The sequence below is a fragment of the Pseudomonas sp. C9-3 genome (genome assembly GCF_032392015.1).
GTDB classification, from domain to species: Bacteria; Pseudomonadota; Gammaproteobacteria; order Pseudomonadales; family Pseudomonadaceae; genus Pseudomonas; species Pseudomonas nitroreducens.
In genome coordinates this window covers 789,095-804,389 of the sequence record NZ_CP135919.1, presented here as the reverse complement: position 1 = coordinate 804,389, position 15,295 = coordinate 789,095, and the positions used below count along the sequence as shown (strand labels likewise).

The 15,295-nt window shown below is 66.0% G+C and carries 16 protein-coding genes; 12 read left to right on the top strand and 4 right to left on the bottom strand.

Going from position 1 to position 15,295, the window contains the following annotated elements; all coding sequences use genetic code 11:
- The first annotated feature begins 191 nt into the window (after window positions 1-191).
- From RS899_RS03590 to RS899_RS03565, 6 genes are all read left to right on the top strand, one after another.
- A complete protein-coding gene (locus RS899_RS03590; protein ID WP_315809111.1) occupies window positions 192-1,220 on the top strand; it encodes an ABC transporter ATP-binding protein in 1,029 nt (342 codons plus the stop codon).
- A 1-nt stretch (window position 1,221) separates the two neighbouring features.
- Window positions 1,222-2,172 (top strand): ABC transporter permease, encoded by a 951-nt coding sequence (locus RS899_RS03585; RefSeq protein WP_054908254.1) that lies wholly within the window; start codon window positions 1,222-1,224, stop codon window positions 2,170-2,172.
- Window positions 2,162-2,968, top strand: a complete 807-nt coding sequence (locus RS899_RS03580) for an ABC transporter permease (RefSeq protein ID WP_024766933.1) — start codon at window positions 2,162-2,164, stop codon at window positions 2,966-2,968. The genes RS899_RS03585 and RS899_RS03580 overlap by 11 nt, the downstream gene beginning before the upstream one ends.
- A gap of 271 nt (window positions 2,969-3,239) precedes the next feature.
- Window positions 3,240-4,664, top strand: coding sequence for a gamma-aminobutyraldehyde dehydrogenase (locus RS899_RS03575; RefSeq protein ID WP_315809110.1), 1,425 nt, complete (start codon window positions 3,240-3,242; stop codon window positions 4,662-4,664).
- A 295-nt stretch (window positions 4,665-4,959) separates the two neighbouring features.
- A complete protein-coding gene (locus tag RS899_RS03570; protein WP_054908251.1) occupies window positions 4,960-6,822 on the top strand; it encodes an NAD(P)-binding protein in 1,863 nt (620 codons plus the stop codon).
- Between the two features lie 86 nt (window positions 6,823-6,908).
- Entirely contained in the window at window positions 6,909-7,397 is a 489-nt protein-coding gene (locus RS899_RS03565) for an ester cyclase (protein ID WP_315809109.1), read from the top strand.
- Window positions 7,398-7,562: 165 nt separating this feature from the next.
- On the opposite strand, the gene RS899_RS03560 is transcribed toward RS899_RS03565, so the two are convergent.
- Entirely contained in the window at window positions 7,563-7,892 is a 330-nt protein-coding gene (locus tag RS899_RS03560; RefSeq protein ID WP_054908249.1) for a hypothetical protein, read from the bottom strand.
- Between the two features lie 503 nt (window positions 7,893-8,395).
- Between RS899_RS03560 and RS899_RS03555 the strand changes: the two genes are divergently transcribed.
- From RS899_RS03555 to RS899_RS03545, 3 genes are read left to right on the top strand one after another with little or no spacing between them, the layout of a single operon-like run.
- On the top strand, window positions 8,396-9,274 hold the full coding sequence (locus RS899_RS03555) for a hypothetical protein (protein WP_315809108.1): 879 nt from the start codon (window positions 8,396-8,398) through the stop codon (window positions 9,272-9,274).
- A gap of 38 nt (window positions 9,275-9,312) precedes the next feature.
- A complete protein-coding gene (locus RS899_RS03550) occupies window positions 9,313-9,714 on the top strand; it encodes a TssQ family T6SS-associated lipoprotein (RefSeq protein WP_315809107.1) in 402 nt (133 codons plus the stop codon).
- Window positions 9,715-9,740: 26 nt separating this feature from the next.
- Window positions 9,741-10,547, top strand: coding sequence for a hypothetical protein (locus RS899_RS03545; protein WP_315809106.1), 807 nt, complete (start codon window positions 9,741-9,743; stop codon window positions 10,545-10,547).
- Between the two features lie 92 nt (window positions 10,548-10,639).
- On the opposite strand, the gene RS899_RS03540 is transcribed toward RS899_RS03545, so the two are convergent.
- From RS899_RS03540 to RS899_RS03530, 3 genes are all read right to left on the bottom strand, one after another.
- Window positions 10,640-11,746 (bottom strand): NADH:flavin oxidoreductase/NADH oxidase, encoded by a 1,107-nt coding sequence (locus RS899_RS03540; RefSeq protein ID WP_315809105.1) that lies wholly within the window; start codon window positions 11,744-11,746, stop codon window positions 10,640-10,642.
- Between the two features lie 266 nt (window positions 11,747-12,012).
- Window positions 12,013-12,333 (bottom strand): transcriptional repressor, encoded by a 321-nt coding sequence (locus RS899_RS03535; protein ID WP_233298217.1) that lies wholly within the window; start codon window positions 12,331-12,333, stop codon window positions 12,013-12,015.
- Window positions 12,330-12,950, bottom strand: coding sequence for a hypothetical protein (locus RS899_RS03530; RefSeq protein ID WP_024766943.1), 621 nt, complete (start codon window positions 12,948-12,950; stop codon window positions 12,330-12,332). The genes RS899_RS03535 and RS899_RS03530 overlap by 4 nt, the downstream gene beginning before the upstream one ends.
- A 287-nt stretch (window positions 12,951-13,237) precedes the next feature.
- Here RS899_RS03530 and RS899_RS03525 point away from each other — a divergent pair, with 287 nt between their 5' ends.
- Genes RS899_RS03525 through RS899_RS03515 form a run of 3 tightly spaced genes read left to right on the top strand, consistent with a single transcriptional unit; the run spans window position 13,238 to window position 15,263 of the window.
- Window positions 13,238-14,422 (top strand): PepSY-associated TM helix domain-containing protein, encoded by a 1,185-nt coding sequence (locus tag RS899_RS03525; protein WP_054908243.1) that lies wholly within the window; start codon window positions 13,238-13,240, stop codon window positions 14,420-14,422.
- Window positions 14,419-14,943, top strand: coding sequence for a thiamine pyrophosphate-binding protein (locus RS899_RS03520; RefSeq protein WP_315809104.1), 525 nt, complete (start codon window positions 14,419-14,421; stop codon window positions 14,941-14,943). Before RS899_RS03525 ends, RS899_RS03520 begins: the two co-directional genes overlap by 4 nt.
- Window positions 14,940-15,263, top strand: coding sequence for a hypothetical protein (locus RS899_RS03515; protein ID WP_169941089.1), 324 nt, complete (start codon window positions 14,940-14,942; stop codon window positions 15,261-15,263). Before RS899_RS03520 ends, RS899_RS03515 begins: the two co-directional genes overlap by 4 nt.
- Window positions 15,264-15,295: the final 32 nt, after the last annotated feature.

Below are 15,295 nucleotides of genomic sequence, written 5' to 3'. Positions count from 1 at the left end.
GGCTCCCCTCTCCCTCTGGGAGAGGGGTTGGGGGTGAGGGCCCGGCCGTGTGCCGTGGCTTCCCTCACCCCGGCCCTCTCCCAGAGGGAGAGGGCGTTCCCGCCCCACCCAATTCGCATCGATTCACCCGTATCTCAGATTCACGGGCAGGACTCCCCTACGCCGGAATCCTGCCCCTTGGAGCGTGCACCATGACCACCCCCGCTGTTCAATTCACCCAGGTCTCCCGCCAGTTCGGCGAGGTGAAAGCCGTTGACCGGGTGTCCATCGACATCAAGGACGGCGAGTTCTTCTCCATGCTCGGCCCGTCGGGTTCGGGCAAGACCACCTGCCTGCGCCTGATCGCCGGCTTCGAGCAACCCAGCGCAGGCTCCATCCGCATCCATGGCGAGGAGGCCGCAGGCCTGCCGCCGTACCAGCGTGACGTCAACACGGTGTTTCAGGACTACGCACTGTTCCCGCACATGAGCGTGCTGGAGAACGTCGCCTACGGCCTGAAGGTGAAAGGCATCGGCAAAGCCGAGCGTCTCAAGCGCGCCGAAGAAGCCCTCGGCATGGTCGCCCTGGGCGGCTATGGCGTGCGCAAGCCGGTACAGCTCTCCGGTGGCCAGCGCCAGCGCGTAGCCCTGGCCCGCGCCCTGGTGAATCGCCCGCGCGTGCTGCTGCTGGACGAACCGCTCGGCGCCCTCGACCTCAAGCTGCGCGAGCAGATGCAGAGCGAGCTGAAGAAGCTGCAGCGCCAGCTGGGCATCACCTTCATCTTCGTCACCCACGACCAGAGCGAAGCGCTGTCCATGTCCGACCGCGTGGCCGTGTTCAACAAGGGCCGCATCGAGCAGGTCGACACCCCGCGTAACCTCTACATGAAGCCAGCGACTCCGTTCGTGGCCGAGTTCGTCGGCACCTCTAACGTGCTGCGCGGCGACATCGCCCAGAGCCTGACCGGCAACGCCCAGCCCTTCTCCATCCGCCCGGAGCACATCACCTTCGCCAACGGCGACCGCGCCACTTCGGACATCGAGATCAGCGGCCTGCTGCACGACATCCAGTACCAGGGCGCGGCGACCCGCTACGAGATCCGTCTCGACAACGGCCAGAACCTCTGCCTCAGCCAGGCCAACAGCCAGTGGGCCGACATCGACCTCGCCCACCAACCGGGCCAGCGCGTGACCGCCCGCTGGGCGCGCGAGGCGATGGTGGTGCTGAACGAGGGCGCGTGAGATGGAACTGACGATGAATGCAGCGCTGCCGGCGGCCAGCAACGGCCCGCTGCGGCGCCTGTCCAACCTGCTCTACCGCAAGCCGACGCTGTACCTCTCGCTGCTGCTGATCCCGCCGCTGCTGTGGTTCGGCGCGATCTACCTCGGCTCGTTGCTGACACTGCTGTGGCAGGGTTTCTACACCTTCGACGACTTCACCATGACGGTGACGCCGGACCTGACCTGGGCCAACTTCGGCTCGCTGTTCAGCGGCTCCAACTTCGACATCATCCAGCGCACCGTGTTGATGGCCGTCGCGGTGTCCATCGCCAGTGGCGCGGTGGCCTTCCCCATCGCCTACTACATGGCGCGCTACACCACCGGCAAGACCAAGGCGTTCTTCTACATCGCCGTGATGATGCCGATGTGGGCCAGCTACATCGTCAAGGCCTACGCCTGGACCCTGCTGCTGGCCAAGGGCGGCGTGGCGATGTGGTTCGTCCAGCACCTGGGCCTTGAGCCGCTGCTGAACCTGCTGCTGGGTATTCCGGGTATCGGTGGCAACACCCTCTCCACCTCCAGCTTCGGGCGCTTCCTGGTGTTCGTGTACATCTGGCTGCCGTTCATGATCCTGCCGATCCAGGCCTCCCTGGAGCGCCTGCCGCCGTCGCTGCTGCAGGCCTCGGCGGACCTCGGCGCGCACCCGCGGCAGACCTTCTTCCAGGTGATCCTGCCGCTGTCGATCCCCGGCATCGCCGCCGGCTCGATCTTCACTTTCAGCCTGACCCTGGGCGACTTCATCGTGCCGCAACTGGTGGGCCCGCCCGGCTACTTCATCGGCAGCATGGTCTACGCCCAGCAGGGCGCGATCGGCAACATGCCGATGGCCGCCGCCTTCACCCTGGTGCCGATCGTGCTGATCGCCGTCTATCTCTCCATCGTCAAACGCCTGGGGGCCTTCGATGCACTCTGAGAAAGCTTCCTGGGGGCTCAAAGCAGCTGCCTGGGGCGGGCTGGTGTTCCTGCACTTCCCGATCCTGATCATCTTCCTGTACGCCTTCAACACCGAGGACGCGGCCTTCAGCTTCCCGCCCAAGGGCTTCACCCTGCACTGGTTCAGCGTCGCCTTCGCGCGCCAGGACGTGCTCGAAGCCATCGAGCTGTCGGTGAAGATCGCCAGCGTCGCCACGCTGATCGCCATGCTCCTGGGCACCCTGGCCGCGGCTGCGCTGTACCGCCGCGACTTCTTCGGCAAGGAAGGCATCTCGCTGATGCTGATCCTGCCGATCGCCCTGCCCGGCATCATCACCGGCATCGCGCTGCTGTCGGCGTTCAAGACCCTCGGCATCGAGCCGGGCTTCCTGACCATCGTCATCGGCCACGCGACCTTCTGTGTAGTGATCGTCTACAACAACGTCATCGCGCGCTTCCGCCGCACCTCCCACAGCCTCATCGAAGCCTCGATGGACCTGGGCGCCGACGGCTGGCAGACCTTCCGCTACGTGATCCTGCCGAACCTCGGCTCGGCGCTGCTGGCCGGCGGCATGCTGGCGTTCGCGCTGTCCTTCGACGAGATCATCGTCACCACCTTCACCGCCGGCCACGAACGCACCCTGCCGATCTGGCTGCTCAACCAGCTGGGCCGCCCGCGCGACGTGCCGGTGACCAACGTGGTGGCGATGCTGGTGATGATCGTGACCATGCTGCCGATCCTCGGCGCCTACTACCTGACCAAGGGTGGCGAAGGCGTGGCGGGGAGCGGCAAGTAATTTGGGTGCCGTGCGCCCTCTCCCCCGCCCTCTCCCTGAAGGGAGAGGGAGCCCGTTCGGTGCGCCTGGAGAACATCGCGCTCGCCGACGGACACGGACAGCCGCACGGCACGGATATCCCCTCTCCCTTCAGGGAGAGGGCTAGGGAGAGGGAAAGCCCCCGCTCCGATCCAACAGAACCCCTCAGGCCCGCCACCCACTCCCCGGCAGGCCCCTAAAAAGAAACACCTAACCGAATTTGCACCACGTTCCTGACCAAGAGGACTCAACCATGCAAACCAACCTGCTGATCAACGGCCAACTGGTCGCTGGCGAAGGCGAGAAGCTCGCTGTTGTGAACCCGTCCCTGGGCACCACCCTGGTGGAAATCGCCGAGGCCACCCCGGCCCAGGTCGACGCCGCCGTGCTGGCCGCCGACGCCGCCTTCGACAGCTGGTCGCAGACCGCACCGAAAGACCGCGCGATGCTCCTGCTGCAACTGGCCGACGCCATCGACGCCAACGCCGAGGAACTGGCCCGTCTCGAATCCAACAACTGCGGCAAGCCCTACTCCGCCGCGCTGAACGACGAACTGCCGGCTGTAGCCGACGTGTTCCGCTTCTTCGCCGGCGCCTGCCGCGTGATGCAAGGCTCCGCCGCGGGCGAATACCTGCCGGGCCACACCTCGATGATCCGCCGTGATCCGGTGGGCGTGGTCGCCTCCATCGCGCCGTGGAACTACCCGCTGATGATGGTCGCGTGGAAACTCGGCCCGGCCCTGGCCGCCGGCAACACCGTGGTGCTCAAGCCCTCCGAGCAGACCCCGCTGACCGCCCTGCGCCTGGCGCAGCTGATGGCCGAGATCTTCCCCGCCGGCGTGGTCAACCTGGTGTTCGGCCGCGGCCCGAGCGTTGGCGAGCCGCTGACCACCCACCCGAAAGTGCGCATGGTCTCGCTGACCGGCTCGGTCGCCACCGGCAGCCGCATCATCGCCGGCACCGCCGACACCGTGAAGCGCATGCACATGGAACTGGGCGGCAAGGCCCCGGTGATCATCTTCGACGACGCCGACATCGACGCCGCCGTGGAAGGCATCCGCACCTTCGGCTTCTACAACGCTGGCCAGGACTGCACCGCCGCCTGCCGCATCTACGCGCAGAAAGGCATCTACGCCAAGTTCGTCGAGAAGCTCGGCGCAGCGGTTGCCAGCATCCAGTACGGCGAGCAGGACGACCCGAACACCGAGCTGGGCCCGGTCATCACCGAGCAGCACCTGGAGCGCGTCATCGGTTTCGTCGAGCGCGCCAGGCAGGTACCGCACATCGAAGTGGTCACCGGCGGCAAACGCGCCGACCGCGCGGGCTTCTTCTTCGAACCGACCGTGCTCGCCGGCGCCCGCCAGGACGACGAAGTGGTCCGCCGCGAAATCTTCGGCCCGGTGGTCTCGGTCACCGAGTTCGACGACGAAGCGCAGGCGCTGGCCTGGGCAAACGACTCCGACTACGGCCTGGCCTCCTCGGTGTGGACCAGTGACATCGGCCGCGCCCATCGCCTGTCCGCGCGCCTGCAGTACGGCTGCACCTGGGTCAATACACACTTCATGCTGACCACCGAGATGCCCCACGGCGGCATGAAGCTGTCGGGCTACGGCAAGGACATGTCCATGTACGGCCTGGAGGACTACACAGCGATCCGCCACGTCATGATCAAACACTGATTGGGAGTAAGGCCTGCTGCGCGTCGGCGGAGCTGCGTTGGAAGGTGGTTCGAGCCCAGTCATTTACTACTCGTAAACCCCTGGGCCCGAACCACCTTCCGCCTTGCTGCGCTCTAGCTCGCGAGGCCCAACAGCACAGTGTGAAAAGCAATCACCGGACCAAGGTCCGGTGATTCAAACGGCGCCCCGCTCGACCGGGACCGCCGCGCGGCCACGCATGCCGCAACCCCTTCCGGCATGGAAGGGTAAAACCATGACAGCCCTGCCCCGGGCCATCACCTTGCAAGGACTTCCCATGACCATCACCCGCCGCGACTTCCTCAACGGCGTTGCCCTCACCATCGGCGCGGGCCTCACCCCGCTGCAACTTCTCCAGGCCGCTCCGTCCGGCCGCTACTACCCGCCTGCCCTGACCGGCATGCGCGGCAGCCATCCCGGCGCGTTCGAGGTCGCGCACCAGATGGGCTGGGAGAAGAAGGTGTTCGACACCGATGGCCTGAAGATCGAGGAGCAGTACGACCTGGTGGTGGTCGGTGGCGGCATCAGCGGCCTGTCCGCGGCCTGGTTCTACCGGCAGAAGCACCCCAAGGCGCGCGTGCTGATCATCGAGAACCACGACGACTTCGGCGGCCACGCCAAGCGCAACGAATTCCAGGCCGGCGGCCGGATGATCCTCGGCTACGGCGGCAGCGAAGCCTTCCAGTCGCCCAAGCACCTGTACAGCGACACGGTCAACAACCTGCTCAAGCAGCTCAACGTCGACGTCGACCGCTTCGAAACCGCCTTCGACCGTGACTTCTACCCGAACCTGGGCCTGTCGCGCGGCGTGTTCTTCGACAAGGCCGGCTTCGGCGAGGCGAAGATGGTCAGCGGCGACCCGACGCCCATGGTGGCCGACGACATCGCCCCGGAAAAACTCAACGCCCGCAGCTGGCGCGCCTTCATCGGCGACTTCCCGCTGCCCGAGGCCGACCGCCAGGCGCTGATCGACCTGCACGAAGCACCAAAGGATTACCTCGCCGGCAAGACGCGCGAGGAGAAGGAAGCGCACCTGGCCAAGACCAGCTACCAGGACTTCCTGCGCAAGGACGTCGGCCTGAGCGAAGCCGCCACCCGCTACTTCCTCAGCCGCACCAACGACTTCTCCGCGCTGAGCATCGACGCCGTCTCTGCCGATTCGGCCTACTCCGTGGGCTTCCCCGGCTTCGGTGCGATGGACCTCTCGCCGATCAGCGAGGAAGCCAAGTCCGAGATGGAAGAGCCGTACATCTACCACTTCCCCGACGGCAACGCCTCGCTGGCGCGCCTGCTGGTGCGCGGCCTGATTCCAGGCGTGGCGCCGGGCAAGGACATGAACGACATCGTCCTGGCCACCTTCGACTACGCCAAGCTGGACCAACCGAGCAACGCCGTACGCCTGCGCCTGAACAGCACCGCCGTAAGCGTGAAGAACCGCGACGGCGGCGTGGACGTCGGCTACAGCCGCGCCGGCGCCCTGCACCGCGTGCGCGCCAGGCACTGCGTGCTGGCCTGCTACAACATGATCATCCCGTACATCCTGCGCGACCTCTCCGCCGAGCAGAGCCACGCGCTGGCGCAGAACGTGAAGTTCCCGCTGGTGTACACCAAGGTGGTGATCCGCAACTGGCAGAGCTTCATGAAGCTGGGCGTGCACGAGATCTACGCGCCGAGCCAGCCGTACAGCCGCGTGAAGCTGGACTACCCGGTGGACATTGGCGGCTACAGCCACCCGCGCGACCCGAACCAGCCCATCGGCCTGCACATGGTCTACGTGCCCACCAGCCCCAACACCGGCATGGACGCGCGCACCCAGGCCCGCGTGGGCCGCGGCAAGCTCTACGGCATGAGCTTCGAATACATGGAAGGCATGATCCGCGACCAGTTGCAGGCCATGCTCGGCCCGGTCGGCTTCGACCACCAGAAGGACATCCAGGCGATCACCATCAACCGTTGGTCGCACGGCTATTCGTACTTCTCCAACAGCCTCTTCGATGATGAGGAAGAGAGCGAAAAACTGATGAACCTGGCCCGCACCAAGGTCGGCAACGTCACCATCGCCAACTCCGATGCCGCCTGGGACGCCTATGCCCACGCGGCTATCGACGAGGCCTGGCGCGCGGTAGGCGAACTGTCCTGATAGACCCGGCGCCACGCCCTGCGTGGCGCCACACACAACGGCCATCCGGCCGAAACCCCGCGGGCACGCCCGCAACGGAGGCAAGCATGCGTCACCTCGTCAGAGCGTTCTACCTGCTGTCGCTGTTCACCTTTGCCGGTCTCGTACAGGCGGCCGGCTCTTCACAAGAGAATCCCAAACAGATCGTCGATGCCTACATGGCCGCGTGGAACGCCCACGACGCCGAGAAGGCCGCCGGCTACCTGGCCAAGGATGCGGAGTACTTCGACGTCACCGTCGGCACCCCGCAGAAAGGCCGGGAAGCCGCGCGTGACAATGTGATCAAGGTGTTCGTGGGGGCCGTTCCGGATCTTATGTGGAAGATGAACGGCAAGCCGATCGTCGACAAGGACGGCATCGCCTTCCAGTGGACCTTCAGCGGCACCAACACCGGCGCCTGGGACGCCCAGACCCCGGCGACCAACAAGCCGCTGTCGTTCGACGGCGTGAGCTACGTGAAGGTCAAGGGCGGCAAGATCGTCTACCAGGGCGACTATTACGACGCCCTGGGGCTGCACAAGCAGCTCGGCTGGTAAGGCTATTCGTGGGAGCGGGCTCCGTCCGCGCAAGGGCCGCCGCTGGGGGCCATCGCGGACGGAGCCCGCTCCTGCGTAAAGACGACCAGCGTCGCAGTACAGCCGCGACCGCGAATTCGCCGATGCGCTGCAGGTGCGACCTTGCCCGTGAACCTGGGCGTAAACCTACGCCCTGCCCGGCAACTCGGTGATATGGATTTCCGTCACCAGCGCCGGCTTCACCAATGGCGTGCGCGACAGCAACGGACAGAAGCGCGAGAGGGCGCCGATCAACTCCCACTGGGTATCCAGTGACGTCGACAGCACATCCACATCCGCGAGCACTCGCTGGCCCACACGCTGCAGGTGCGGATCGGGGCTATGGCCAAGCTCCACCGACAACTGGGTGATCAGGGTGCTGAGGTTCGACATGTTGCGGGTGGCGAGGGCAAGGATGTTCGCCAGCAGGGCGATTTCCGATTGCGGGATGGCGGCAGGCGTTGCAGAAGCGTCCATGCGTGCTCCAGTGATGCTCTGGTGGGTAGTGCGCAATCCTTGCGCGAGCGCCCAGAGAGTAGCATCAGATCGCCATCCTGCGACAGATATCACATTTCATTTCTTTTCCTGACCATTGAGTCACCGCTTTCCTTCAGCGCGCACTCCGCTTGCAAAGCGCGACCTGATGCTCATTTCCCCGTTCCAGGCCAAGAAACAGCCAGGTGCATTTGAGCCGCAAGCCCCCGCTTCCTATGATCCACGGCCATTTTCCAGCTTTGTATTTCTGCTCCTGCTGCATGGCGATCTGCTTGCGGTCTGACGGCAGCAAGCCTCACCTCGCGTCACCCTTGAAGATGTAGCCGATGGAACCGAACGCAAAAGCCCCCTGCCCGCCAGACACTCGGAACGACCCGAATGGCTCGCTTCCCGAAACGATCGCCGGCGAGGCAGCATTGAGGGCCTCGTATGCATTCGACGCAGCATTTCCGTCCAGGCCGGCGCGCCCCGCTCCCTCGGAGGCCTTGAGCTCCTGGGATGGCCCCGGTACCGCCTACACCCTGACGCCGCGCCCGGTGGCCACACCGCCTCCCCCAGCCCCCACAATCGTCCAGCCGGTGCCGCAGGAACCGCTCGAACCCGTACTGACGGCCGGGCCATACCGGCTGGCGCCCGCCCCCGGACCTTCTGCCAACTGGCCACTGATCGCCGGCGCCATCGCCGGAACGCTGGTCACCGTTCTGCTACTGGCGCTGTGGCAACCCTGGGCTGTCGACAACGAGCGCGATGTCCCGAGCGAATCCGCACCGAGCGAGCTGTCGCAGTCAAAGCCTGCCCAGCAGGGTGTGGTGGAGCGCTCGCCTGCCCCGGCAGATCACCTCGAGACTGCCACCCCGGACTCCCTGGACGACGGTTCCCTGGTCATTCCGCCATCCGAGCCGGTACCGGAGGAACAGTCCGCTCCGCAGGCCAGCGCAGCCGCACCTGCCATGCCGGCCACTCCCGTCGATCTGCTTCAGGCAGCAGCACCAGCTCCCCATGAAGCACCGGTTCCGGTGGTGAAGCGGCCCTCCCCCCCAGTGGCCGCAGCCGAGCAGAAACAGAAGCCTCATCCGCTGCGAACCCAGGCCATGACCGTTACCGGCAGCAAGCCCGCCAGCCCGACGCCATCTGACAGTGCGCCCGTCCCCGTCGCGACAGGCACCCTGAGCGTCGTCATCCAGCCCTGGGGCGAAGTCTGGATCGACGGCAGGAAGCGCGGCATCAGCCCGCCCCTGTTCAAGCTGCAACTGCCACCAGGCAATTACCGGATCGAACTGCGCAACCCCGACCTGCCGGGCTACAGCCAGAACGTACAGATATCCGCCGGACAGTCCGTGACGCTCCAGCACAGCTTCCAGTGAGCGTCGGCAGCCCCCCTTTGACGTGTATGGATCCACCCATGAAGACTCTGCGTACCCTCTCGACGCCGCTGCTGATCGCCTGCCTGGCAGCGGTCTCCGCTTGCAGCAGCCACCGCGAGGCACCGCCAGCACCACCTGCCGACGATGCCCAGGTACTCGCCGAGAACACCTTCGATGAAGGCCTGCGGGTATACCAGGCCGGGCATTACTACCTGGCCGAACAGCAGTTCCTCTCGCCAGCCATCTGGGGCGCCGATGCGCAGGTACGACTGAAGGCCCTCAAGTACCTGGCGTTCAGTTATTGCGTGACCGACCGACCGATCCAGTGCCGCTTCGCCTTCGACCGCGCCCTGCAGATCGATCCGACCTTCCACCTGGGCACCAGCGAGGCCAGTCATCCTCTCTGGGGACCGGTGTTCGTCCAGGCGGCGCGCCGTTGAACATCTCTACTGATCGCGAGGCTCCCATGCCGCTCACTTACCGGCTACGCCGCTGCATGCTGACGTTGGCGCTTCTGACAGTGCAGCCGCTCGCCCAAGCCGAAACGCATGAAAGCCTGAACTCGGCAGTCGAAAGCCTCTGGAGCGTCGAACAGGTTTCCACCTCCGTACTGAGCTCACATTTCACCGCGCAGGAGTCGAAAGCCGGCACCGAATACCGCACCGAAGTGAAGAACTCGCCGTCCTACCTGGAAATCGCCGGGGAGGCCGCCGCGGTAATGACCGGCAAGAGGCGCTTCGACGCCGCCGCCACGCCCTGGGGCAATTTCCCCCGGCTGGACATGCGCAGTACCCGCCTGCTGGACATCAAGCTGCCGAAACGCCACTACCAGGTGCTGGCTGGCCCCGGTACCGGCCTGTTCGGGGCTGGCGAGTGGCGACTCTATGGCTTTCTGCATGTCGTCGACGTCAGCACCGCCGCCCCTACCTACTACCCGTTGTATGCCGAGGCCTCGCTGGGGGAACACGTGCTGGGGCGCCTGCCCGGTTCTGCAGTGCTCAACTATGCGCGGCTGGTTCCCGCTGGCCGTGGCAAGGCCGGAGAAGCCGAGGCCTACGAAGTCACGCTGTATGCCCTGGAACACGACAGGCCCGAGCCCGTGCTCAGAAACGGCGTGCCACTGGCCTACTCGCTGAAACACGAAGGCGACACCTGGGTCATCGCCAGCGCAGACAGCACGCCGGTGACCACGGCACTCGACGAAGAGCACCGGTCCTTCACCACCCCGCTACGCCCTGCGCTGTTCCAGTTCAAGGAAGGCACCCGCCAATAAGCGGCAGCCACCGGTCTGGTGGCTGCCGCAGAACTTCCGGGGAATGGGACAGGCGCTAGCGCAACCTATGGCTCGCGTAAGCCAGCCCGGCCTCAGGCCTGCCCGAAGGCCTTGCGCTTGGGCGTACCGCGTTGTGCGGCGCGCAGGTATTGCGCCGGCCACGGCACCGGCTGCCCGCCCAGCTCATCGGCGGCGTGCAACGGCCAGTACGGATCGCGCAACAGCTCGCGGGCCAGCAGGATCAGGTCGGCCTGCCCGGTGCGCAGGATGTGCTCGGCCTGTACCGGCTCGGTGATCATGCCAACGGTGCCGCTGGCGACGCCGGCCTCCTTGCGCACCCGCTCGGCGAACTGCGTCTGGTAGCCCGGCCCCACGGGAATCTCGGCGTTGACCGCGGTGCCACCGGAAGACACATCGATCAGGTCCACCCCCAGGCCCTTCAGGCGCCGTGCCAACTCCACGGTTTCGTCGGGGTTCCAGCCGTCTTCCACCCAGTCGGTGGCGGACAGGCGGACGAACAGCGGCAATTCCTGTGGCCACACCGCGCGCACCGCCTCGGTGATTTCGAGGAGGAAGCGGATGCGGTTCTCGAAGCAGGTGCCGTACTGGTCGCGGCGCTGGTTGGAGAGCGGCGAGAGGAACTGGTGCAGCAGATAGCCATGGGCCGCATGCACCTCGGCGATCTTGAAACCGGCGGCCAAGGCGCGCTCGGCGCCGCGCACGAACTGGTGCTTGATGGTCGCCATCTGCTCTTCGCTCAGGGCGATGGGCGCGGTGTGCTGCGGGTCGAAGGCGATGGCCGAGGGCGCCACCGGTGTCCAGCCGCCTTCGCTGATCGGCACCGAACCGTGCTTGCCCAGCCACGGCGCCCAGGTGCTCGCCTTGCGCCCGGCGTGGGCCAACTGCACGCCGGCCACCGCACCCTGGGACTCGATGAAACGGGTGATGCGCCGCAGCGGCTCGACCTGCTCGTCATTCCAGATGCCCAGGTCCTCGGCGCTGATCCGCCCTTCCGGGGCAACGGCCGTGGCCTCGACTATCACCAGGCCGGCGCCGCCGACAGCGCGGCTGCCCAGGTGCACCAGGTGCCAGTCGTTGGCCAGGCCATCCTGGGCGGAGTACTGGCACATGGGGGATACGGCGATACGGTTGGTCAGGGTCAGCTGGCGCAGGGTCAGGGGCTCGAACAACTGGCTCATGGTGGCACTCCCTCGGGTCTTCAGAACTTGTCACTTCAACTGTAGACCGGGATCGCCTAAGGATAGGTCCCGACGATAGGTGGCCGCCGCCGACCACTGACGGTGCCTGGGGGGTTGAATGCGTACGGCCTGCTATTGCACTGGCTGATGTATGAACGAAGCTTTTGCGCGATATCTCGGCTCCGCCAGGACCGATGGCGACGCGCCGATCCGGCCTGCAGGCCGGATCGCGGAGATGACTCGCTCCTGCAGGGGAGCCACCGTCGTCAGTGCAACTCGCTCGACTTGCCCATGGCGGCTACCGCTCCGGGTGCCAGGCTGTAGCGCTTGTTCTCGTCCCGGTCGAGCAGGCCGGAGAGGTGCAGGCGGCGCAGCGTCTGGCTGACGCAGCTGAGGGAGATGGGCAGGCCGGGCTCCTCCAGGTAAGCGTGCAGCTCCACGGCAGTCGCCTTGCGGCAGGCCACCAGCGCATCGAGAATGTTCAACCGCGGCAGGCTGCTGCGCAGGCCGGCGTGCTCCAGCAGCTGCCGGGCGGGGCGCGGCAGACGCGGGCGGACCGGGGTGCTGGCTTTGATAGCGACTCTCATGGGCGCACCTCGAAGGACAGGGTGGAAACGTGGATCACGCTGTCGTAGCGCTTGCCGTCGACGCTGGCGCCGCCGTTGACCTGGGCCGAGACCTCCAGCACGTAGCGCGCCGGGAACGGCGTGGCCAGGGTCACGGTGCCGTCGGCTGCCGGCTTCAGGCTGCGGCTCCACTGCTCGGAGGTGTACACGTTGACCTGCGAGGCCGGCACCACGGTGCCCTTCCAGTGCAGGGCGAAGGTATTGCCGCCGGGCGTGGTGGGCACCAGCTCCAGATCATTCTGCGCCCGGGTCTCGGTGCGTCCCTCGCGGGCCTGATAAATGGTCAGGGTGCTGCCTTCGGCACGCTGGGCGGCGACGCGCAGGTCGCCCGGCGGCACGGCGCCGATATCGAAGGACTCGACGCCAGCCTTCATCGGCGCCGTCTTGCCCTCGCCCAGCACGACGTGGGCGTTCTGCAACTGGGTCACCGGCAGGTGCTCGCCGGGCTGCTGTTCGCTGAAATAGCTTTTCGCGCTCTGGCCTGCATTGCGTTCCAGCCACAGGTAGTCCGCGTTGGCCAATGGCGCACAGCTCAGCGCCACGGCCAGCAGCGTGAGCTGGCGAAGGTAGAAGGTCATGCGGTTCTCCTGTTGTCTGGCTGAAGTTCGCTTCCGTTGCGAATCGATCGCTTTCACATACAAGACGGATGAGCCGCAAAAAACACGCACAGAAAATGTGTAAAGAAATGGAAAAGACCGCGAAAACCACACCGAAACATTTATTTGCAACTGCAGATGGCCGGTTTTTCGATCTCATCCGTCCTTACTCCTAGAACACCGCTGCGACTGGGTGTCTTCGTGCCTCGCCGGCCTTGCCCGGCGGGGGCCTTTTCCATTGCCTTTCCCTTGCGTGGCCGTGATTCCCCATGTCCAAGAAATCCCGCTCCAGGCTCTGGTTCCTGGTCCACAGCTGGCTGGCCCTGCCCATCTGGTTCTTCGTGTTCCTGGTGTGCATCACCGGCACCCTGGCCACGGTGAGCCAGGAGATCATCTGGCTGGCCGATCCGTCCGTGCGCGCCAATCCGCCAGACGATGACGCCCAACGCCTGGGCTACGACCAGGTACTCGCCGCCATGGCCCAGCAGCAACCGCAGGCCGCCGTGCGCATGATCAGCGCGCCCAGCGAAACGCATTTTGCGCTGCGGGTCAGCGTCACCTATCCCGACAGCGCTACCGCCATGCTCTACGTGAACCCCTATACCGGGGTCATCCAGGGCAAGATGCCGCTGTTCGACTTCCGCCAGTTCACCCGCGCGCTGCACGGCTGGTGGCTGGTGCCCTTCAACCACGGTTTCAGCTGGGGCTGGTACCTGGTCTCGCTGCTCGGCTTGCCGATGCTCGCCTCGCTGGTCACCGGCCTGGTGGTGTACAAGCGCTTCTGGCGCGGCTTCCTCAAGCCTACCCTGCGCCTGCGCCAGGGCGCGCGCATCTTCTGGGGCGACATGCACCGGCTGATGGGTATCTGGTCGATCTGGTTCATCGCGGTGATTTCCATCACCGGCACCTGGTTCCTGATCCAGGCGGTGCTCTTCGACAACAGCATTTCCATCTCCAGCGAAGGCGTGCCGACGATCATCCAGCGCGACAGCATCCCACTGAGCGCGGACGGCAAGGCGCCACCGCGCATCGGCCTGGACGCCGCCGTGCTGTCCGCGCAGCAACGGATTCCCGGCTTCGAGCCGACCTTCTTCCGCCTGCCCTCCAGCGCCTACGACCCGGTGACCATCTTCGGCAAGGCCTGGTACCCGCTGATGTCCGAAAGCGCCCAGGTGAACCCCTATGACGGCAGCATCGCCTCGACTCGCCTGCTGGGCGACCGCTCGGGCCTGGAGTTCGTCACCGAGTCCATGCGCCCGCTGCACACCGGCGATTTCGGTGGCGTGTGGGTCAAGCTGATCTGGTTCGTGTTCGGCCTGATCCTCAGCATGATGGTGCTCAGCGGCCTGATGATCTGGAGCAAGCGCACCCTGATCGCCACCGCCAAGGAACTGAAGAAGCAGAAAGCCCGCGAGCGCATCGCTGTCGCGGCCACCGCGGAGGCCAGCCAATGAGCGGCAACAGCAAGCTGCGCCGCCTGTGGCTGCGCTGGCGTTTCCACCTCAGCGCCCTGTTGGTGCTGATTCCCCTGGGCTTCATGCCGCAGTACTTCCACGAGGCGAAACTGGACCGTGGCCTGCGCGGCCTGGGCGAGCGCGAGATCGGCAATCTGCAGGTCGGCCCCTGGACGGCGCGCATGGCCGAATGGGAAGTCGGCGAGCCGGAAGACGAAGGCCGCGCCGGCTTCGTCAAGGCCTTTACCCTGGCCCTCTGCGACAGTTGCTATGCACAGGTGAAAGCCGCCTACCTGCGCATTGGCGAACCGCGCAGCCTGCGGGCCGCCGGCGGGCTGTTCGCCGGCACGCCGCACCAGCAGTTCGCGGAAGTCACGATCCCGGCCCGGGTCACCCCGGCCGACAAGCTGTGGCTGACCGTGGAAGGCTGGGATGGCGCCGTGCACCAGGCGCAGATCCCTCTCGACCAGGCCTCGCCTTCGCTGGTGGCCTGGCTGGAAAAGACCCGGAGCAATCGATGAAAGCGATCCTCAAGTACAGCGCCCTGCTGCTCGGTCTGGCCGCCAGCGCCAGCGCCCTGGCCCACGCGCCCTTCTGCGAATGCACGGCGCTGGATGCCGAGACCATCCGCTGCGTCGGCGGCTTCACCGACGGCAGCGACGCCCCGGGCGTGACCCTGGACGTGATGAGCGCCGCCGACAACCGGGTGCTGATGCCCGGCAAGCTGGGCGCGGATTCCAGCCTGACCTTCAAGCGCCCCGGCGAGGACTTCTACATCCTCTTCGATGTCGGGCCGGGCTATCAGGTGGAAGTCGAGCCGAGCGAGATCCGCGGGCTCTGAGCGCAATCGGCAGCGCCCCGGTCCGGGAAGCA

Bases quoted from the DNA above. Each gene is read 5' to 3' on its own strand.
- RS899_RS03590 (WP_315809111.1), top strand. From the start codon at position 192: ATGACCACCCCCGCTGTTCAATTCACCCAGGTCTCCCGCCAGTTCGGC.
- RS899_RS03585 (WP_054908254.1), top strand. From the start codon at position 1,222: ATGGAACTGACGATGAATGCAGCGCTGCCGGCGGCCAGCAACGGCCCG.
- RS899_RS03580 (WP_024766933.1), top strand. From the start codon at position 2,162: ATGCACTCTGAGAAAGCTTCCTGGGGGCTCAAAGCAGCTGCCTGGGGC.
- RS899_RS03575 (WP_315809110.1), top strand. From the start codon at position 3,240: ATGCAAACCAACCTGCTGATCAACGGCCAACTGGTCGCTGGCGAAGGC.
- RS899_RS03570 (WP_054908251.1), top strand. From the start codon at position 4,960: ATGACCATCACCCGCCGCGACTTCCTCAACGGCGTTGCCCTCACCATC.
- RS899_RS03565 (WP_315809109.1), top strand. From the start codon at position 6,909: ATGCGTCACCTCGTCAGAGCGTTCTACCTGCTGTCGCTGTTCACCTTT.
- RS899_RS03560 (WP_054908249.1), bottom strand. From the start codon at position 7,892: ATGGACGCTTCTGCAACGCCTGCCGCCATCCCGCAATCGGAAATCGCC.
- RS899_RS03550 (WP_315809107.1), top strand. From the start codon at position 9,313: ATGAAGACTCTGCGTACCCTCTCGACGCCGCTGCTGATCGCCTGCCTG.
- RS899_RS03545 (WP_315809106.1), top strand. From the start codon at position 9,741: ATGCCGCTCACTTACCGGCTACGCCGCTGCATGCTGACGTTGGCGCTT.
- RS899_RS03540 (WP_315809105.1), bottom strand. From the start codon at position 11,746: ATGAGCCAGTTGTTCGAGCCCCTGACCCTGCGCCAGCTGACCCTGACC.
- RS899_RS03535 (WP_233298217.1), bottom strand. From the start codon at position 12,333: ATGAGAGTCGCTATCAAAGCCAGCACCCCGGTCCGCCCGCGTCTGCCG.
- RS899_RS03530 (WP_024766943.1), bottom strand. From the start codon at position 12,950: ATGACCTTCTACCTTCGCCAGCTCACGCTGCTGGCCGTGGCGCTGAGC.
- RS899_RS03525 (WP_054908243.1), top strand. From the start codon at position 13,238: ATGTCCAAGAAATCCCGCTCCAGGCTCTGGTTCCTGGTCCACAGCTGG.
- RS899_RS03520 (WP_315809104.1), top strand. From the start codon at position 14,419: ATGAGCGGCAACAGCAAGCTGCGCCGCCTGTGGCTGCGCTGGCGTTTC.
- RS899_RS03515 (WP_169941089.1), top strand. From the start codon at position 14,940: ATGAAAGCGATCCTCAAGTACAGCGCCCTGCTGCTCGGTCTGGCCGCC.